Here is an 18,733-nt window from a genome sequence, read left to right on the forward strand (position 1 = left end):
TGGAACCCGGGCGCGACCGCGCCTGGGCGATCACCCAATCATTGTGTGGAGTGTTTCCTATGCAGACTTCGAGCACCGGCGTGTCGCGTACCCGGCAAGTGGTCGCCGCCGTCATCGGCAACGCCCTGGAGTGGTATGACTTTATCGTGTACGGCTTTCTGGCCAGCATCATCGCCCGGCAGTTCTTCCCCTCCGACGACGAATACGCCTCGCTGCTGATGGCCCTGGCCACCTTCGGCGTCGGCTTTTTCATGCGCCCGGTGGGCGGCGTGCTGCTGGGCATGTATTCCGACCGCAAGGGCCGCAAGGCGGCGATGCAGATGATCATCCGGCTGATGACCGTGTCCATTGCCATGATCGCCTTCGCCCCCGACTACCTGGCCATCGGCATGGCCGCGCCGATGCTGATCGTGGTGGCGCGCATGCTGCAAGGTTTTGCCACCGGCGGCGAGTACGCCAGCGCCACGGCCTTCCTGGTGGAGAGCGCGCCGGCCCACCGCAAGGGCCTGTATGGCTCGTGGCAGCTGGTGGGGCAGTGCCTGGCGGTGTTCTCCGGGGCGGCGATGGTGGCCCTGGTCACCCACTTGTGCACGCCAGCGGCGCTGGACAGCTGGGGCTGGCGTATCCCGTTCGTGCTCGGCCTGCTGATCGGCCCGGTGGGGCTGTGGATTCGCAAGCACATGGAAGAGCCCGAGGAATTCATCGAGGCGCGCCGCCAGGCCAAGGGCCAGTCGCCCAGCCTGTGGCAGGTGCTGCGTGAGCATCGGCGCAGCCTGTTGGTATCGATGGGCCTGGCCTGTGGCGCGACGGTGTCGTTCTACGTGGTGCTGGTGAACATGCCGACCTTCGCCCACAAGAACCTCGGCCTGCCGCTGGACCAGGTGCTGCTGGTGCAGATGCTTGCGGTTGGGCTGATGACCGTGGTGATCCCGCTGTCCGGCGCGTTGTCTGACCGGCTGGGGCGGCGCCCGGTGCTGATGGCCTTCACCCTGGCGTTCTTCGTCATGGTCTACCCGTTGTATGTATGGGTGGCTGCCGCGCCGTCGCTGGAGCGCCTGCTGGTGATGCAACTGCTGTTGTGCACCGCCATCGGTGGCTTCTTCGGGCCGGCGCCCACGGCCCTGGCCGAACAGTTCCCGGTCGAGGTGCGTTCTACCGGTGTGTCGGTGGCCTATAACGTGGCGGTGATGGTGTTCGGCGGCTTCGCCCCGTTGATCGTCACCTGGCTGAGCAAGGCGCTCGGTACCCCGGTGGCGCCGTCGTTCTATGTGCTGTTCGCCTGCCTGCTGACACTGCTGGGCACCTATTGCCTGAAAGAAGCCCCACGCGCGGGCAAGCCTGCCGCTTTCAACCTTGGAGTGAAACCGTGATGCCGCTAGCCATCGACCCCATCGTTGCCCTCGATGCCGAGGCATTGTCCCGGGCCATCCATGCCCGCCAGATGTCGTGCCGGGAGGTGATGCAGGCTTATCTGGCGCATATCGAACGCTTCAACCCGCAGGTCAATGCGCTGGTGTCGCTGCGCCCGGCCGAGGCACTGCTGGCCGAGGCCGATGAGCGTGACCGCGAGCTGGCCCGTGGCCATTCGCGCGGCTGGATGCATGGCATGCCCCAGGCGATCAAGGACCTCGCCGCTACTGCCGGGCTGCGCACCACCCTGGGCTCGCCGCTGTTCGCCGAGCAGGTGCCCGAGCAGGACGCGATCAGTGTGGCGCGGGTGCGGGCCAGTGGTGCGCTGATCATAGGCAAGAGCAATGTGCCGGAATTCGGCCTTGGTTCGCAGACCTACAACACCCTGTTCGGCACCACCACCAACGCCTACGACCCGGGCAAGGTGGCCGGGGGCAGCAGCGGTGGGGCGGCGGCGGCGCTGGCCATGCGCCTGCTGCCGGTCGCCGACGGCAGCGACATGATGGGCTCGCTGCGCAACCCGGCGGCGTTCAACAACGTTTATGGCCTGCGCCCGTCGCAGGGCCGCGTACCCCACGGGCCGGCGCCGGAACTGTTCGTGCAGCAGCTGGCCACCGAGGGGCCGATGGGCCGCAGCGTGGTGGATGTGGCGCGGCTGTTGTCGACCCTGGCGGGTTTCGATGCGCGGGCGCCGTTGTCGCTGGGCGAGGGCCGGCGCGATTTTGCCGCCGGGTTGCAGCGCGATTTCCGCGGCGTGCGGGTTGGCTGGCTGGGCGACTACGACGGCTACCTGGCGATGGATGACGGGGTGCTGAGCCTGTGCGAAGCGGCCCTGGCAGACTTCGCCGAACTGGGCTGCCGGGTCGAAGCCTGCCAACCGGCGTTCGACCTGGCGCGTTTGTGGCAATGCTGGCTGACCCATCGCCACTTCCTGGTGCACGGCAACCTCGCTGCGGCCTATGCCGACCCGGGCAAGCGCGCGCTGCTCAAGCCCGAGGCGCGGTGGGAGGTGGAGGGTGGCCTGCACCTGAGCGCGGCGGCGGTGTACCAGGCTTCGGTGGCCCGCAGCGACTGGTACCGTGCGCTGGGCCAGCTGTTCGAGCGTTACGATTACCTGCTGTTGCCATCGGCCCAGGTGTTCCCATTCGATGCACGGCAACCTTGGCCAACGGTGGTCGGAGGGCGGGCGATGGACACCTATCACCGCTGGATGGAAGTGGTGATAGGGCCGACCCTGGCCGGTTTGCCGAGCATCAGCGTACCGGTCGGTTTCAACGCTGCCGGGTTGCCCATGGGCCTGCAGATCATCGGCCCGGCCCAGGCCGACCATGCGGTGTTGCAGCTGGCCCATGCCCATGAACAGCTCACCCGTTGGGTAGCGCGGCGCCCACCCCGGAGCTTGCAAGCGCCATGAAACCGCTGGGCAGGCGCGGATCTTGCTGGCTATCCTGACCATCCAGCTACAGGGAGGTCACACTCATGGGCATCACGGCAGACAGTGGCGGCGTGCGTTCGGTGGAGCGGGCGCTGGCCATCGTCGACCTGCTTGGCGAACACCAGGCGCTGGGCCTGGAAGAACTGCATTACCTGACGGCGCTGCCCAAGGCCACGGTGTCGCGCATGCTCGCCACCTTGCAGGAGCAGGGCTGGGTCTACCGCGGCCTCAGCGACCGGCGTTACCGGCTGTGCGCGCGGCGCCTGTTCGGTGACCGCCAGCTGCGTTTCAAGCGGCGCCTGGTGGAGCACGCCGCACCCATGTTGCTGGAGTTGAGCGAGCGCACCGGGTTGGTGGTTGACCTGTCATGTTTCGACGGCGAGCGGCTGGAGGTGATGGAAAGCGCCATCCCCCAGGTATTGCGCAAACGCTACCCGCACACCTGCCAGATCGTCGGCCATCATGCCAGCCTGTTCCACTCGGCGATGGGGCGGGCATGCCTGGGTGAGTTGGCGGTCGATGAAGTGCAGCGCCTGGCGGCCCATGCGCGGGTGGGCGACGAGACGGTGCTGCGCGACATCGAGGAGGAAGCGAACAAGGGCTTCGGCCAGCGCACCGAAGGGCACTGGGAGTACCCGGTGCGCTTGCCGTTCCTGATCCGCGCGATAGCCCTGCCGGTGCATGCCGAAGGGCGCCTGGCCGGGAGCATTGCCTTGCACTGGCCGCTGGACCAGGCGCCGGTGGAGCGGGTGTTGAACCTGCACCTGAACAGCCTGGCTACAACGGTGGGCGAGGTGCAGCGGGCCTTGGTGGTTTGAGTCAGCCTGCACCGGCCTCTTCGCGGGTAAACCCGCTCCCACAGGGTAAGTGCATTGCCCGAGGTTTGCTCGGTACCTGTGGGAGCGGGTTTACCCGCGAAGAGGCCAGTGCAGCAAACAACAAAAGAGGCTGTGTTCCGAGACCCCTCAGCGCTCCAGGCTGTACATCCGGCATTCTGCCAGCAACGCCAGCAGGTTCGGCTCCCGCTCCCGCGCCTTGAGGAACACCACGCCGATATGCTGCTGCAAGCGATATTGCGGCTTCAGGGCGATCAACCTGACCCGGTTTTCGTACACCGCCGCTATACGCCCGGGCAGCAGGGCAAAGCCCACGCCCGAGCTGACCATGCTCAGCAGGGTGAAGATATCGTTCACCTGCATGGCCACCTTGGGTTCGAAGCCGGCCTGCTGGAACACCCGGGCGCCATCGCGGTGGGTGGCAAAGCCCTGGGTCAGGGTGATGAAGGTGGAGTCGGCCAGGTCGGCCAGGTCCACCTCGGCCTGCTCGGCGAAGCGCGAATCGATGGGCACGGCAAGGAAGATATCGTCGGAAAACAGCGGCAGCTGCTCGCATGCAGGGTCGCTGGCGCTTTCGTCGAGCGACACGAGGATGGCCTCCAATTCGTGGTTCTTCAGGCGCTGCAGCAGGTCGACGTTGGAGCCCAGGGTCAGGTCGATGTTGAGTTCGCTGCGGCGCAGCTTGAGGCCCATGACCAGCTTGGGCACGGTTTTCACCGTCAGCGAGTAGAGCGCGCCCAGGCGGAAGCGTTCGGCATAGAAACCGGCGGCCTCGCGGGTCTGGCGGACCATCTGCTCGGCGTCCTGGATCAGCTGGCGGGCTTTCTTTTCCAGCACGTAGGCGCTTTCCAGCGGGATCAGCTGGCGGCCTTCGTGCTTGAACAGCGGGCAGCGCAGTGCGCTTTCCAGCGAGTGGATCGCACGGTGCACGCTGACGGCGCTGGTGGTCAGCTCGGCGGCGGCGCGGCCGAGGTTGCCGGTGCGCATGAAGGCGAGGAAGGTTTCCAGCTTCTTGAGGGTCAGTTCTTCGTCGATCAGCATGGGTTGACCTGGGTGTGCACAATGGCAGGGGCATGCATATTGCCTTGAAATCCTAGGGCCGCTTCGCAGCCCATCGCCGGCAAGCCAGCTCCCACAGGGACAGCGCATGGCTTGAGGCCGATGCGATCGAGGAGGGAGCAACTGTCTTGTGCTGCCTGTTCTGGCCTGATCGCCGGCAAGCCAGCTCCCACAGGGATGGCGCATGGCTTGAGGCCGATGCGGTCGAGGTGGGAGCTGGCTTGCCGGCGATGGGGCGCGAAGCGGCCCCGTATGCTCATTGCATGGATCCGATCAAGGTCCACAACGCTGGGTCGTTGAAGTCACGGACAACCAGCTTCGCCCCCGCCGCCAGCAACCGCTCCGGCGTCTGGGTAGTGGCCACGCCCACGGTAAAGATCCCCGCGCCACTCGCTGCCGCCACCCCCGGCAGCGAATCCTCGAAGGCCAGTGCCTGCCCGGCCTCGGCACCCAGCCGCTGCAACCCGGTCAGGTAAGGCAGCGGGTCCGGCTTGGGCCGTGCAAGTTCCTCGGCCACCAGCACATGCTCGAAGCGCTGGCCCAGGCCCATGGCGTTCAACATGTGCTCGGCGTTCAGCCGCGGTGCGTTGGTCACCACGCACATGCCGATGTCACGAGCCCGGGCATGTTCCAGCAGGCGCACAAGGCCCGGCATCGGCTCGAGAGCCGGCGACATGTCGCGGAACAGCGCCTCCTTGCGGTCGGCCAGCTCCTGGCACTGCTCGGCACTGGCACCGGCAAACAGCTCGGCGAACAGCTCGCCGTTGGCGCGGCCGCTGACCTGGGCATCGAACTGCGCCTGGCTCAGCTCGCGGCCGTCATGCTCGCGCAGCAGTTGGCGAAAGGCCTGCAAGTGCAAGGTGTCAGTGTCGGTGAGGGTTCCGTCGAGGTCGAACAGCAGGGCAGTCAGCATTGGGTATCCAGGTCCAAGATCATGGGCGGGCCAGAAGGGAGATTCTTTGCCTTTGGAGTCACGTGAACTTCGCGGCTCCCTGAGTGTACTGGAGTACGCCAGCCTTGGCAGAGCTGTGCTCGAACGCGAGGTTGGCGCCGGCGCGTCGAGTCAGCAACTGCCAAAGCTGGAAAGCCAACCGAGTAACCGGCCATTGGCACGCTCCGGCTTTTGAAGTTTGGTCATCAGTTCTGGTTGGCGGAGGTGGCTGGGCGCAGGTAGCTGATCTTCTGCACCTTGCCGTCGCTGTCACGGTAGGTGAGGGTGGCGGTGTCGGCGTGGTCGGTGGCGTGGCCCGAGGCCTCCACCGCGATCACTTGGGCGATGTCCAGGTTCATGCCGTACTGGTACGGGGAGGCGGTCTGGGCGAAGGCGCCGACGCTGCTGCCAAAGGTCAGGGTGGTGATGGCGATTGCTTTGATGAAGGTCATGATCATGCTCCGTTAGCTTGGGTAGTGGGATCAGCGACTGCTTGCTGCCTGGGCTGAATATTGCGTGATAATATTTAGTGCGCAAAATATATTCCCACTATCTGGTCTATTGGAGCGCTGCATTGCCGGAAAGATTGTGTGGGTCGCGGCGAGGGCTGATATGTTTCCCGCGTACCGGTTTGCATCTAATCGACGCTGACCTATCAAGGAAGAAAAACAATGAAAACAGTGCTCGGCTTGTTGCTTTTTATCTGCCTGGACATACCTGCATTCGCTGGCTACAAGACCATTGGCTTCAAGACCTCGACATTATCGGAGAGGCAAACAGACCGTCCGCTGGAGCTGGTCGTCTGGTACCCGAGTACGACTACTGCGCCACCACAGTTGATCGCTGATACCCCGGTTTTCAGCGGTGACCTCGCTGTGCGCGATGCACCTCCAACTGCAGGCACGTATCCATTGGTGGTGCTTTCCCACGGCTTTCGCGGCAATTGGGGAAACCAGTCGTGGCTGGCCAGTGCACTGGCTCACCAAGGCTACATCGTGGCGGCGGTCAACCACCCCGGCACTACTACCCGCGATCGCAACCCTGAAGCCGCGGCACAGTTGTGGCGGCGTCCCATTGACTTGCAGCGGGCCATCGATGCGGTCATGGCCCAGGCGGATCAGTTCGGGCGGGTGGCGAAGGGCCAAGTTGCAGTGGTCGGCCACTCACTGGGCGGCTGGACCGCGCTGGAAATTGCCGGCGCCCGCTTTGATTCCAAGCGTTTTGCCCAGGACTGTTCCATCCATCCGCAGCTGTCGAGTTGCAGCGTCTACAAGCAGATCAATGCCGACAGCGCCCCGGCATCGAAAGCTCGACTGGGTGGCGATTTGCGCGACAGTCGTGTCACCGCCATCGTTACCCTGGATCTTGGCCTGTCACGTGGCCTGACCGATGAAAGCCTTGCGGCTTTGCCAGTGCCGACGTTGGTGATTGCGGCTGGCGCGCCTTCTGAAGACCTTCCCGCGCAGCTGGAATCTGCTGACCTTGCCAAGCGTCTGCCCTCGGCGACGAGTCGTTATGTCGAGATCGAGGACGCCAGCCATTTCAGCTTCTTGTCGACGTGCAAACCAGGCGCGATGGCGTTGCTCGAAGACGATGCTCCAGGGGATGGTGTCATTTGCCGGGACGGCGATAACGCCCGGTCGCGGGGGGCGATCCAGTTGCAGATCGCCTCGCTGGTGACTGAGTTCCTGGAGCAGCATTTTGGTCGTTGGTCTATGTAACGACGCAGCGATGGGGCGGAACGGTCTGCTCCGACTGGCTGTTACCGACCCACAGCGGGCATCTGTAACCGGGGCCGCTTCGCGCCCCATCGCCGGCAAGCGCGGCGCCCACAGTGTCCCTGCTGATTCAATTCGCCATGTGCAGTCAGGTTTGCCGGACCAGCCATATAGCCTTCAGCATCATTGCGGTAGTTTCGCGGTCGCAGTCATCTTAACTAAATCTTCCAATTTCTGGCTAGTCGATAATCTCGCCATTTCAATGGTTTGCATTCCTGTCAGCTCGCGGATTTTAATATTTACTTGGTGTTTTCGAGATGATGATTTAGTTGAGTTGGAGCGTTGTTACTAAAAGTTGGCGAATAAGCTTGCAGCTATGCAATAAGAATTGCTGTTTTAGGTTCTTGAGGATATATAGCTTTCTGCCGATCGGGTGTAATGACTCAAGATGGTCGTCAAGACCCTATCTATTGGTAAGTCCTGTCGATTGCGTCCTTGTTTTTGGAACTCCTTTTGAAGATGTCGAATGTGCTTTCTCCGATACTGGGGTAAGCACTGCGTGATGTCTGCTGCTGACCAGCCACAATCCAGCAGAAAAGCCAGTAATCCGTTTCTCCACACAATCCGTCCTTTTAATGCATCAGGTGTAATGCGCTTTGCTCGGGACCCGAAATAATTTTGTAGGTTGGTTGCGGGCGTGTTAGCTAGTAATTCGCCTGCTCTAATGTCTGGAAACAGGAGTCCCTCGCTAAGTTTGGAAAGTTCTAGCCAAGCGTGAGTTGCTCGCACTGGACATAGCTGAGGTAAATAGCCAATAGTCAAAAGCTGGGGCGGTGATTTAAGCGACTTTGGGGTTGGGCGAACTGTTATCTGCATTTTTTTTGGCGTCACCACCACGTCCTTTAGGCTCAGTGCGCAAGTTTCATTCATCTCCAATCCGTACCAGTAAGAAACGAGCAATATCGCTCGATTACGCACTGATTTGAGGAGTTTATGATGTATCAGGCGTGCTCTGTCATGGTTCAGAAGGGCGCGGGCTTTTTTGAGCTCGTGTCGGTGGCGAGCGATCTCGCCTTTTAACATTTTAGTCAGTTCGGAGACACAATGAAATGTAGGAGTCGTTTGTGAAGATATAGGTGCTTGTAAGCATGTTACTTTCTCGAACTCCCTGCAGAGCCTTAATACGGTGGGGCATTGGGTGGGATCTGCAAATCCGAGTGTTCGATGATAGCGAGAGAGCGCTGTTAGGATCCGACCGATTTTGGTAGGGGTACCTCGGAAGCTATGCAACAGATAGAGGCACAATTCTTCAGCTGTACAGGGAAGGCCACCTTCATAGTAATTTTGGAAATCACGTATATAATCTATTGTTTGACGGTCAAATAGGGAGGGTGTGAGACCTGGCATGGATAACGTTTTCATCGCGTCGCTTCCTCTATGCTTGTGATTCCGTAGCGGCTTATTATCTTTCTTACGCTATGCGGTACCTTTTATTTCCAATAGGCATCATGGATGTGGGGCAACTGTGCGATTATCACATTGTGGAATCCGCCCCCATTCGTCATAGAAGACCTCCGCGAGGGGTTGGCATATCTACCTAAGCATGAAGTCTATGTTGAGGGTGTAGATATGTCTAAAAAAAGTACGAAGCAAGCGACGCCCAGCAATGCCTTGATAGCTCAGATGCGTAATCGCGGATCTGTACGCAGCAGTATTTGGCATGTTTATAGTTTGAAAGCCAATAATAATCTGATTCTAGAAAGCCATCGTGAAGTCGCGCACTGGCTAATCTATCTTGAGTTTGATCCATCAATAGTAGCTTTCTGGAAGCCCCAAGGCGAAGAATTCAATGCAGACCAGCGAGGCGGGCGCAAGGTAAAACTTGATGCGATTGCGACGAATGTCGAGGGCCTTATCGAGTGGCATGAGGTGAAGCCGGGATACATTGATGATCTAGAGGCGCATGAGCAGCTGAAGGTTCAGAAGGAGTTGGCACAGGCTGCCGGTGCTCTTTACCGACTCTTCGATGAGTCAACACGCGACGCCCGTCATTATCAAGTTATGCCCTTGCTAAGATTGGCAAGTTTCGTAGCGTTGACGCGTTGGAGTGTGGATATCAACGCAACGGAAGCGCTTCTTTTTCAAACCGTCGGGCTAAATAGAATCGGTACCATTGGCAGCTTGGCGCAAATACTACCCAACCTAGACATGACGGAGTTGGTCGGCGGACTCAGCCGTTTGGCAATCAAAGGGCAGGTAGAGTTAACCATTGATGCTTTCACCCCAAACCTGCAGACCACATGGTCTTGCAAAGTTGAACGGCCATGAAGCGGGTTGTGATCCCCCAGACCGTGCAAGCCGGGAACTGGCCGAGACTACCAGCCTCGGCAGTCCCCGAGGAACACTGGCAGCTGTTCTGTCGGCGTCGCACCGCAGTGCAGATGTACATTGAAGGTCACGCTTTGCGCGCAATCGAGCAGAGGACCCACCTAAAAGGGTGGGAAGTTAATCGATTAGCGTCCCGCTTTCTGACTTTGGATGACCAAGGCCAGTGTATTGGCGAAAGGGCGCTGCTTCCCCATATTCATCTCAAACCCTACGAACGACGCAAACCATCGGGCAATAAATACAGTGGCCAGCAGGGGGGGATGTCAGGCTGCCTTCAGCAGTTACTCGAGACATACCCCGAAATTGAAGAGCGGATGATCGCAGTTCTTAAAGACTCTGCACAGACGCTCGATGATCATAGGAACGCTATAGCGTTCCTCACCAAAAAGTTCATGCAGGTTTTGCACGCCATAGCCCCCGATCATCGTGGTTGGCCTTATTCCACTAAATATCAGGGACGCGTGAGCATACGCCGCTATATTCTCGCTCTGCGCAACCAATTTCCGGGTTCGTACATAAATGCGCATGGCAGTTCCGAGGCGAGAGCGCATATTGTCACTGGTACCGGGCACCGGCCTTACCTCGTCGCGCAGCGCCCGTTCGACATTGTTGAGTTGGATGGGCATTTTATCAGTGCTTTTTTTGTTTTGTTGGTGGAGCAAGTAGATGGCTTGATGTTACCGATTCCGTTAGATCGCATGTGGTTACTCGCTGCTATTGATCAATATTCCCATGCCCTGCTTGCCTACAAATTGGTCTTGCGAAGCCAGCCTGGGGCCAGCGATGTTCGCGAAGTGCTTGTGCGGGCAAGCTTGGGGGGGTGGAAGGCGCAAACACTGGAAAAAACCAATTTTTCATACAAAGTCGATGCGGGCTTTCCTTCAAGCGTGATTGAGGAGTGTTGCGGTGTCACGTTCAGTGTGCTTAGTGTTGACTCGCATCTGTCCAATATTGCTAAGAAAATTACGCTCCAAGCTCGGCAGGATTTCGGCTTTCACCATTATTTGGGCCCAACCGGGCGTTTTGAAACGCGCGCAAAGATCGAGCGACTTTTTGCGGAGGTGGTACGACACACAGCTTTATTACCGTCGACAACCGGTAGTCACCCTCGCCATGGTAGAGCGGATGGCGCACAGGAAAAAGCCGTTGAGTATCAGTTGGATCTGACACGATTTATCCAAGCATTGGACGTCGCGCTAGCCAATTATAATGCGGAGCCTTCGGAAGGGATTGGCATGTTTTCGCCGTTGGGCTTGATTCGACAGTATATGAATCAAGCCGCCATACTACCACGTATTGCTGTTGAACGCCGTGAACGGCTACAAGTCGACTTGATTACTAAGTATGTGACGGTGCGCGGAAGCTTGGCAGAAGGGCGACGGCCATACATCATGCTGGATCGGGTCAGGTATACCAGTGAGCATTTGGCGGCCAACTTTGATCTGATCGGGCTCAAATTGTGTGTGGAAATTGACGAGCATGATTATCGCGCTGTCAACGCTTTTCTACCCAATGGTGCAGCAATAGGTGTACTCCACGCCTGCGGTTGGTGGGCGACCTTTAGGCATACACCGTACATTAGACGGTTGGTCAATTCATTGATTGGTCAACGAGCGTTGACCATCACAGAGGATCTTCCACCCAGTCAGCAGATCTGCGACTATTTTATTCGCCACAACCAACCCAACCGGGCGCTGCTGGTTAAGCAGGCCGAGGATCCGAGCCTGTCGACACTGCCACGCGCCGTCGTACCTGTGAAGAAGCCAGTTAAAGACTACTTGCTTCAGCCGGATCATGAATATCCTGGTCTTCCCGCAGCAGGACAAGCCGATAATCGGGGGGGATCATGAATATAACGCATCCCTTAATCAGCAAGCAGGCGCGGATCATCACGCCCGCGTTAAATTGGGCGGTGCGGTTGTGCCTTGATCGGGTTGCAATGAGGCGTTCCGCAGTGATGTTTCGTGGGCAATCACGGGTTGGCAAAAGTCGTTGCGCCGTGTTTGTGGCCGAGCAGCTAAAAAAACAGTTTCCTGAATGTCATGTCGCTTTTTATATAGCGCTGAAACGTAAGACACGGCATCCTAATAATCTTTGTCGTGAGCTTTGCTATACTGAAAATATTCATCCAAAGGAGCGCGTGGATCTGCGTTATCATTTGGTAGCCCATGTGGAATCATTGTTGGTCGGGCAGCAGGCCGGGCAGTATCTTTTGGTTATTGATGAGGTTCAAAGATTATTGCCGGTGGATTACTTCGACTTGGCGGATCTCTACAATCTGTTACAGGCGAAGAGCATCTGCATGACGCTGATTGCCTTTGCTCAGCCGGACATTGACGCACAAATCACGATGATCAAGGCGACACGTGAGCAGCAGTTGACAGCGCGGTTTTTAACCGAAGTATTGACTTTTCCTGGTTGTCGCGGGGTGGATGAGCTCGGTGTGATTTTGAATGCCTACGATACGGGCTCCGAGTTCCCCTCGGGTTCCGGGACGAGCTATACCGCGCATTTCATACCCAAGGCCTTCTCGGCAGGTTTTCGTTTAGCGCGTGTTACTGAGCCGCTTTGGCTCGAGTTGTCGTCCAGTACCTCCGGGCCTTATATGAACAACATCCCCATGGAGCATCTGTGTGAGTCGATACTCAATCTATTGCTCAGCCTCGCAGCCAAGGACAGTACCTCAATGGAGCTTGATCCTCGCTGGGTGAGTGAGGCAGTGCAAAAAAGCAACCTACGGGCTTTTTGTGATGCATTATAACCATGGCTATTTCTTTCCCGATGGGTTTCCCACGCCCTTTGAAGCGGCCTTTGCTACTGTGCAAAGAGCTGCGGTCATCAACGGGGTACCGGCACGCGCTTTGTTGCTGGCATTCAGTCCTGGCGAAGGCGACCATCGGTGGCGTCACGGCAGCGTGGCCAGCGCAACGATTCAAGGGTTATACGCGCCCGGGCGTCCCTACCTGGCAAATACGCATTTCATTGGCAGCGTTGCACAATTTTTTGCCCCGCGTGCCTTGGATAAAATGCAGTACTGCCCACTGTGTGCCGCTGACTCAGGTTACCTCTCGCTCTTTTTCCATTTGCGATGCGTCCGATGGTGCCCATGGCATCGGGTTGAACTCAAATCTTTGTGCGCGCAATGTGCTGATGCCGCGGCTTTTTGTCCTGATCGAAACAATCAGCCATGTGCCACCTGCGGTTATGCCGTGCCCAGCTTGAAAGTGATCCTCGACAGCTTGCGCTCGGGTCTCTGTGCTCAGCGTGCCGCTCATAGTTTGCGGCTATTTAGCACCTTGGCGCGTCTTCAGCGTCTGGGAATTTTAGACACCATGCGGTTGGGGGAGGGTCCTATAGATCCTCCCGTTCTGATTCAACCTCACAGTTTTTATGACGCGTTCGAAGAAGACTTGACCCTACGACGATACCGGGTGGCATTAGACATGAGAGGGGGCGAGGGTAGCCTGACACAACCGCGGCAGGTGGATGTTGTCTATCGACGGTTTGTGTCATTCTGGAAATCGAGGCTACTTCGGCGCCATCGTCATTGCCTGCATAACGCCAACAGTTCCCTGGGGATCCGCGAACGGGGATCCTGCGTGTTCGCGCTCACGCTGATGCTGTTTCGGCAGAAATTTGAAACATTGCCTATTTCAAATACTCGCATTTGCATGTCTGACAGGGCTCTGGAGTGCCTAAGTGAGTTGGGCTTCACGCGTAGTAGCCTACGCAATTATTTCAAAGTAATGTTTTATCAGTTGCTTTCCCGGCTGTGGTATCGCTGCGCCCATAGCAACGGTTTTTCTGTCCGTGTGGATTCTCGTTTTTTCTTCACGCCCTTTCTGGGCAGAGCGCCATCACTTAGCGACTACCTCGGTGAGACCATCCGAGGACGGGTCCATGAAATCATCATCGACTTGCCTGCCGGACTGCCGATGCTGCGCAAGCTCATGGGCCACGGGCGCACCGATGCGTTGCTGCGGATTTCCCATGCTGCCGGCACCGTTTCAGTTCATACCGACGCCCAGCCAAAGTTCTTGTTCGGTTTCGAAATCCTGGCGAGCGCCTTTGTATTTTGAGTTCAGTGCACTGTGCGGGATGACGGATGTCACTGCTCAAGGCGATTATTCATCGGAGGGCGCGCTGGCATTCGCTTGAGGTGTGAGGGCCTGGCCAAGTAGCTTGGTTGCACCACTGCCCAGCAGGGTGCCGGCCTGGAAATAGCCCATCACCGTAGTGATGCTGCGGTGCTCGGTCATCGCCATCACCTCTCCTAGGGGCACTCCTTGACGCCCGGCCTCGGTGACAAAGCCCGAGCGCAGGCTGTGCGCTGCCCAATCCCCTTCAAGGCCGGCCAATTGCGCTCGACGCTTGACGATACGCGCCACCTGATCGCCTGATAGTCCGTTGCTACTGACCAGGCCGCCTCTGTACAGCCGACGGAACAGTGGTCCGGTCTGCGCGGGCGCCGCCTCCAGCCACGCCTGCAGCGCGTGGGCCGCAGGTCCTTGCAGGGGCTTTTCCCGCCGTTCGCCACCGGTATCAGTCTTCGTCGCCCCCAAGGCGTAGAGCCAAGTGTCTGCGTCCAAGCGACGGAGGTCCTGAACCTGCAGGCCAATCACTTCTGAACGCCTGCGTCCGCCGCCACTCCACGCCAACAGCAACAGTGCACGGTCGCGGAGGCCGCGAATACCGTCAGTACAGGTAGCAAGCATCGCCTGCAGCGGTTCCAGCACCACGGCGGTTTTCTTGCGAACCGAGACGCCGTGGCGAGCCTGGGCCTTACGGGCTTCACGCAACAGGGTTTTTACGACCTGACTCTCCGCCGGGTTTTCCCACTGCTGCAGGCGATGCCACTTGGCCAGGACGGCCAGGCGGTGGCTGACCGTGCTGAACGCCAACGGGCCTGGTTTGCCCTTTACGCCAGCCGTAACCAGCGCAGCATCGAGGTTCGCTGGCAGCAGGTGGCTCCAGCCGCCCGCACCGTCGGGTCGGGCAAGGTGGTCGACAATGAACTGCACCGCCACCTCCGGGGGCAAGGCGCCATCACCGAGTGCGCGTCGGTAGCGCAGTTGCAGCCAGGCGGACCAATAGGCGAGGGCGCTCTGGTAGCTGCGCACGGTGTTGGCCGCGGTACCGGCGGCGATGAATGCGTCGGCGGCGGCACGGGTGCTGGCGGCCAGTTCCGCCAACACTAAAGGCGAGGAGGAGGGCATCGCTATCGGTTCTGTCAACGTCTTCTCGCTCAACGGTGCAATAGGTTCGGATAACCTGTGGCTTATCAGACCCAATATAACGAAGACAGGGCGCAACGTGACAGGCGGATTTAAGTCGACGAGTGCCGCATAGCTCAGATTCCTCGTTTAACGAGAGGAGCGAAGTCTTCGCCATAAAGTGGTTCGACTGATCCCGAGGCGACGGGCAGCTTCATCTAGATTGCCTTGGCAGCTTTCCAGCGTTTCTTGAACATGACGTAGCTGCGCGGCCCTGCCGATCATGTTCAAGTCGGTTTCGCGCGATGGCGCTTCTCGTGCAGGCGGCTGCTGCGGCTGCGGATCCTCACACAGCTCAGGCAGCACACGGGTCAGGTACTGCTCGTCTAAACCGTGCTCGCGTAGAAGTTCGCCTGCCGAGAGCATCGCGCGCTCGATCACGTTCTCCAGCTCCCGGACATTGCCCGGCCAGACATGTCGTACCAAGTAGGGTTGCAAGGCGATCACTATATCTGCGGCCCCTGGCGGTTGGCCCTGAACCAGCAGGCGTTGGCTGATGCCGCGACAGATCATAGCGATGTCCTCTGGCCGCTCACGTAGGGGCGTGGTCTGCAGGCGCAGGATGTTGAGCCGGTAATACAGGTCGGTACGAAACGCACCATCTTCCATAGCCGCACGCAGGTCTTGATGGGTGGCGGCGATGATGCGCACGTCGATGGTTATCGGCTCGGTGCCGCCCAGGCGGAGTACCTCGCGCTCTTGCAGAACACGCAACAGGCGTGTTTGCAGCGATACCGGCATGTCGCCAATCTCGTCAAGGAACAGCGTGCCGCGGTGTGCTGCTTCGATCAGGCCCGGCTTGCCGCCTTTGCGCGAGCCGCTAAAGGCACCTTCCTCGTAGCCGAACAGCTCGCTTTCGAGCAGCGACTCTGGAAACGCTGCGCAATTGATAGCGACAAAAGGCCCTTGTCGGCGTGGGCTCTCATTATGGATACCCTGGGCGAGCAGCTCTTTGCCAGTTCCGCTTTCACCAGTAATCAGGATGGTCGAATGGCTGGTGGCAAAACGCCTGGCCAACTGCAGCATTTCGCGATTGGCCGTGCTGTTGCCTTCCAGCTGGTCGAGCCTGTAACGAGCAGTGAACGCACCGGGGCGACGGGTGGAGCGGATGCGCTGGTCGGCACGCTGCACAGCGGTGATGTCCTGGCAGGTCAACACCAGACCAGTGCGTTCGCCGTTCTCCAGGATAGGCAGTAAATTGCTGACCACAGCGTGCGAGCCGAGTCGCATCACACGGTTTTCTTCGCCGGTACCATCCTGCAAAGCCTGCTGTAGGTCCAGGTCCGGGCATAGTTGCTGCAGCGGTCGACCCAATGCTGCGCTAACAGGCATCTCCAGCAACTGTGCAAGCGCGGGGTTGAGCGACTGCACCACACCTTGGTTGTCGACGGCCGCTACACCGGCGGGAATGTGCTGCAGTACGGCATTCAGGTGCCTCCGCTTGGCGATCTCAATACGTTGGCTGTCAAGAATACCCAAGGCTTCCTCAAGGGCCTTTCGCACCGTGTCCTCACTCAGCGACAGCACACCATGCAGCCCCGCCTGCTCTGCCAGTTCCACCACCGTCGACGATCCGATAATGCTGCGACAGCCAAGCTCGGCCACCTGCTCGACGGCTTGTCGAGCCCCTTCCAGCGACGTGTAAGCGGCCTGCTGAACCTGAACGGTGAAGAGTGCGGCCATGGCTTGCAGGTCATGGTTGATATGGTTGTAGCTGAGCACGGCTACCTGCGAAGAATGCTCACGAGCCTGCCCCAATGCGCGGAGCAAGTCGCCGCTCCCAACACGCATCGCCAGTACCGGGCGCGTCAAGTGTTTGCGCAGGTAGGCGGCGGTGGCTCCGGCACAGACGAAAACATCAACCTTGCCGGCCTGCTCCAGCTCGCGAGCGGTCTGAAGCGCTTCGACCACTGAGGTGTCGAGGACCTCAATATGGGTGTCGGGATAGTCAGCTGTAAGTCCTTTCACCACTTGGGCGAGACGGCTCCGTTGGCTGGGGCGCTGCAAGTGGCTTATCAGCACTACGACTTGGGAGGCGAAAGCGTCCATGGCGGAACCTGTTCAAGGTTGAAATGTTTCGATATTGAATTACCGCGTTTCAATCATGCAACAAAATATAAGTCTTCCGCCCGAAGGCACTTTCTCTAAGCCCACGCAGCACGTGGGCTGCAGTTGATTCTCCAGTATTTGGCCCAGGCTTTGCTCTTAGGGTTCTGCCAACTCTGAAACCAAAGGCAGGGCACACAGACCCATGAGCAGTTCTCCAACGATTTCTCAGGCCAGCGATACGTTCGTGGCCACGACTGACGATCAACACCTGGTTGAATTCATCCGTAAGCAGGCCTCGGCAGCGCGGGTAGTCATCCGAACGCGTAAGCGCCTGAGCGGCGGCGCCATTCAGGAAAACTGGTTGCTGGACTTGCTGATTGAAGGCGGCGTTTGGGCCGGCGACCGTCGTTGGGTGTTGCGTAGTGATGCGATTTCCGCGCTGCCCGCCAGCCTAAACCGTGAACAAGAGTTCGCCGTGTTGCAGGTGGCTTATCAGGCCGGTGTGAAGGTGCCGCGCCCGCTGTGGCTGTGTGGCGATATCACCGTTCTTGGGCGGTCCTTTTTCCTGATGGAGTATGTGCCGGGTGTCGCCGCCGGGCGGTTACTCAGCGCCGGGGCAGGAACCCAGGGTAACGCACGTCTGGCTGAACAGCTGGGTGCCAATCTGGCGCGTCTGCATCAGATCCGCCCGCCGTGCGCCGCGCTGGATTTCTTATCCATTCCGCAAAGGCCGCCCGCCTTGGCGACCATCAACGCCTACCGTCGATATCTGGACACCCTCGCCGACGCCTATCCGGTGCTGGAGTGGGGCCTGCGCTGGTGCGAGTTGCACGCGCCGCGCAACAGCACCCTATGCCTGCTGCACCGTGACTACCGTACCGGCAACTATCTGGCCAGCGAGCAGGGGCTGGAAGCCGTGCTCGACTGGGAGTTCACCGGCTGGGGCGACCTTCACGAGGATCTCGGCTGGTTCACTGCCCCCTGCTGGCGTTTCACTCGCCCAGACCTGGAGGCCGGTGGCATCGGGAAGTTGGAGGACTTCCTGCGTGGCTACCAAGAGGTGTCTTCGCTGTGTATCGAGCGCAGCCAGCTCCACTACTGGCAGGTCATGGCCACTTTACGCTGGGCGGTGATTGCACTGCAGCAAGGGCAGCGTCACCTGTCCGGTGAAGAACCTTCCCTGGAACTGGCACTGACAGCACGCCTGTTGCCGGAGCTTGAACTCGACATCCTGCACATGACCGGAGCCGAAGCGCCATGACCCAGCCCAATGCCCATGACCTGCTCGAGATAGCCCGCGCGACGCTTCTGGAACAGCTGCTGCCAGCGCTGCCCGGTGAGCTGCGTTACCCGGCGCTGATGATCGCCAATGCCATGACCATCGCAGCTCGCGAAAGCCGCCAGGGAGCTCAGGCCGAGGATCAAGAGCAGGCGCAGCTGGCCGCCTTGGTCGAAGAAGCGCCGTCGACATTGCCCGAGATGCGTCGCCAACTGGCCAGCGCTATTCGCCAAGGCAGCCATGACGCCCCGCAAAGCCGCCGCATCCTGGTCGAAGCATTGCGCCAGGTCACCCTCGCTCGATTGGCTATCAGCAACCCCAAGGCTTTGCCCTGAGCGGCGTCAGCCATCCAACG

At 59.4% G+C, this 18,733-nt stretch carries 15 protein-coding genes; 10 read left to right on the forward strand and 5 right to left on the reverse strand.

Going from position 1 to position 18,733, the window contains the following annotated elements:
- Positions 1-59: 59 nt before the first annotated feature.
- From CAG34_RS05520 to CAG34_RS05530, 3 genes are all read left to right on the forward strand, one after another.
- Positions 60-1,370: a citrate-proton symporter gene (locus tag CAG34_RS05520; protein ID WP_085588606.1), complete on the forward strand. Its 1,311-nt coding sequence runs from the start codon at positions 60-62 to the stop codon at positions 1,368-1,370.
- Positions 1,370-2,824, forward strand: a complete 1,455-nt coding sequence (locus CAG34_RS05525) for an amidase (RefSeq protein WP_178080867.1) — start codon at positions 1,370-1,372, stop codon at positions 2,822-2,824. Before CAG34_RS05520 ends, CAG34_RS05525 begins: the two co-directional genes overlap by 1 nt.
- Before the next feature lie 65 nt (positions 2,825-2,889).
- Entirely contained in the window at positions 2,890-3,663 is a 774-nt protein-coding gene (locus tag CAG34_RS05530; protein ID WP_025339264.1) for an IclR family transcriptional regulator, read from the forward strand.
- A 147-nt stretch (positions 3,664-3,810) separates the two neighbouring features.
- Here the strand turns inward: CAG34_RS05530 and CAG34_RS05535 are convergent, their stop codons facing one another.
- The 3 genes from CAG34_RS05535 to CAG34_RS05545 all read right to left on the reverse strand — a co-directional run bounded on the left by CAG34_RS05535 (position 3,811) and on the right by CAG34_RS05545 (position 6,123).
- A complete protein-coding gene (locus CAG34_RS05535; RefSeq protein ID WP_085588611.1) occupies positions 3,811-4,722 on the reverse strand; it encodes a LysR family transcriptional regulator in 912 nt (303 codons plus the stop codon).
- Positions 4,723-4,996: 274 nt separating this feature from the next.
- Positions 4,997-5,653 (reverse strand): HAD family phosphatase, encoded by a 657-nt coding sequence (locus CAG34_RS05540; protein WP_085588613.1) that lies wholly within the window; start codon positions 5,651-5,653, stop codon positions 4,997-4,999.
- Positions 5,654-5,877: 224 nt separating this feature from the next.
- Positions 5,878-6,123, reverse strand: a complete 246-nt coding sequence (locus tag CAG34_RS05545; protein WP_015270475.1) for a DUF2790 domain-containing protein — start codon at positions 6,121-6,123, stop codon at positions 5,878-5,880.
- A 219-nt stretch (positions 6,124-6,342) separates the two neighbouring features.
- On the opposite strand from CAG34_RS05545, the gene CAG34_RS05550 reads away from it, so the two are divergent.
- The 5 genes from CAG34_RS05550 (at position 6,343) to CAG34_RS27650 (ending at position 13,856) form a co-directional block, all read left to right on the forward strand.
- Complete coding sequence (locus tag CAG34_RS05550) at positions 6,343-7,392, forward strand: alpha/beta fold hydrolase (protein ID WP_085588615.1); 1,050 nt, start codon at positions 6,343-6,345, stop codon at positions 7,390-7,392.
- Positions 7,393-9,018: 1,626 nt separating this feature from the next.
- Entirely contained in the window at positions 9,019-9,717 is a 699-nt protein-coding gene (locus tag CAG34_RS05555; RefSeq protein WP_137138405.1) for a hypothetical protein, read from the forward strand.
- Positions 9,714-11,627 carry a hypothetical protein gene (locus tag CAG34_RS05560; protein WP_085588619.1) on the forward strand — a complete coding sequence of 638 codons (1,914 nt, stop codon included), beginning with the start codon at positions 9,714-9,716 and terminating at the stop codon, positions 11,625-11,627. Before CAG34_RS05555 ends, CAG34_RS05560 begins: the two co-directional genes overlap by 4 nt.
- Positions 11,624-12,538: an ATP-binding protein gene (locus tag CAG34_RS05565; RefSeq protein ID WP_085588621.1), complete on the forward strand. Its 915-nt coding sequence runs from the start codon at positions 11,624-11,626 to the stop codon at positions 12,536-12,538. Before CAG34_RS05560 ends, CAG34_RS05565 begins: the two co-directional genes overlap by 4 nt.
- Positions 12,528-13,856: a hypothetical protein gene (locus CAG34_RS27650; RefSeq protein WP_137138406.1), complete on the forward strand. Its 1,329-nt coding sequence runs from the start codon at positions 12,528-12,530 to the stop codon at positions 13,854-13,856. The genes CAG34_RS05565 and CAG34_RS27650 overlap by 11 nt, the downstream gene beginning before the upstream one ends.
- Before the next feature lie 45 nt (positions 13,857-13,901).
- Here the strand turns inward: CAG34_RS27650 and CAG34_RS05570 are convergent, their stop codons facing one another.
- Positions 13,902-14,993 (reverse strand): site-specific integrase, encoded by a 1,092-nt coding sequence (locus CAG34_RS05570; protein ID WP_085588623.1) that lies wholly within the window; start codon positions 14,991-14,993, stop codon positions 13,902-13,904.
- A gap of 147 nt (positions 14,994-15,140) precedes the next feature.
- On the reverse strand, positions 15,141-17,099 hold the full coding sequence (gene prpR / locus CAG34_RS05575; RefSeq protein WP_085588625.1) for a propionate catabolism operon regulatory protein PrpR: 1,959 nt from the start codon (positions 17,097-17,099) through the stop codon (positions 15,141-15,143).
- Positions 17,100-17,301: 202 nt separating this feature from the next.
- Here prpR and CAG34_RS05580 point away from each other — a divergent pair, with 202 nt between their 5' ends.
- Positions 17,302-18,360: a phosphotransferase family protein gene (locus CAG34_RS05580; RefSeq protein WP_085588627.1), complete on the forward strand. Its 1,059-nt coding sequence runs from the start codon at positions 17,302-17,304 to the stop codon at positions 18,358-18,360.
- A complete protein-coding gene (locus tag CAG34_RS05585; RefSeq protein WP_085588629.1) occupies positions 18,357-18,713 on the forward strand; it encodes a DUF6285 domain-containing protein in 357 nt (118 codons plus the stop codon). The genes CAG34_RS05580 and CAG34_RS05585 overlap by 4 nt, the downstream gene beginning before the upstream one ends.
- Positions 18,714-18,733 lie beyond the last annotated feature (20 nt).

This window comes from Pseudomonas sp. B14(2017), assembly GCF_002113255.1.
Lineage (GTDB): Bacteria > Pseudomonadota > Gammaproteobacteria > Pseudomonadales > Pseudomonadaceae > Aquipseudomonas > Aquipseudomonas putida_Z.

What these genes read in the sequence shown, in the direction of transcription:
- CAG34_RS05555 (WP_137138405.1), top strand. Translation starts at nt 9,019, where the DNA reads ATGTCTAAAAAAAGTACGAAGCAAGCGACGCCCAGCAATGCCTTGATA.
- CAG34_RS05535 (WP_085588611.1), bottom strand. Translation starts at nt 4,722, where the DNA reads ATGCTGATCGACGAAGAACTGACCCTCAAGAAGCTGGAAACCTTCCTC.
- CAG34_RS05540 (WP_085588613.1), bottom strand. Translation starts at nt 5,653, where the DNA reads ATGCTGACTGCCCTGCTGTTCGACCTCGACGGAACCCTCACCGACACT.
- CAG34_RS05545 (WP_015270475.1), bottom strand. Translation starts at nt 6,123, where the DNA reads ATGACCTTCATCAAAGCAATCGCCATCACCACCCTGACCTTTGGCAGC.
- CAG34_RS27650 (WP_137138406.1), top strand. Translation starts at nt 12,528, where the DNA reads ATGCATTATAACCATGGCTATTTCTTTCCCGATGGGTTTCCCACGCCC.
- CAG34_RS05520 (WP_085588606.1), top strand. Translation starts at nt 60, where the DNA reads ATGCAGACTTCGAGCACCGGCGTGTCGCGTACCCGGCAAGTGGTCGCC.
- CAG34_RS05525 (WP_178080867.1), top strand. Translation starts at nt 1,370, where the DNA reads ATGCCGCTAGCCATCGACCCCATCGTTGCCCTCGATGCCGAGGCATTG.
- CAG34_RS05585 (WP_085588629.1), top strand. Translation starts at nt 18,357, where the DNA reads ATGACCCAGCCCAATGCCCATGACCTGCTCGAGATAGCCCGCGCGACG.
- CAG34_RS05580 (WP_085588627.1), top strand. Translation starts at nt 17,302, where the DNA reads ATGAGCAGTTCTCCAACGATTTCTCAGGCCAGCGATACGTTCGTGGCC.
- prpR (WP_085588625.1), bottom strand. Translation starts at nt 17,099, where the DNA reads ATGGACGCTTTCGCCTCCCAAGTCGTAGTGCTGATAAGCCACTTGCAG.
- CAG34_RS05570 (WP_085588623.1), bottom strand. Translation starts at nt 14,993, where the DNA reads ATGCCCTCCTCCTCGCCTTTAGTGTTGGCGGAACTGGCCGCCAGCACC.
- CAG34_RS05550 (WP_085588615.1), top strand. Translation starts at nt 6,343, where the DNA reads ATGAAAACAGTGCTCGGCTTGTTGCTTTTTATCTGCCTGGACATACCT.
- CAG34_RS05560 (WP_085588619.1), top strand. Translation starts at nt 9,714, where the DNA reads ATGAAGCGGGTTGTGATCCCCCAGACCGTGCAAGCCGGGAACTGGCCG.
- CAG34_RS05565 (WP_085588621.1), top strand. Translation starts at nt 11,624, where the DNA reads ATGAATATAACGCATCCCTTAATCAGCAAGCAGGCGCGGATCATCACG.
- CAG34_RS05530 (WP_025339264.1), top strand. Translation starts at nt 2,890, where the DNA reads ATGGGCATCACGGCAGACAGTGGCGGCGTGCGTTCGGTGGAGCGGGCG.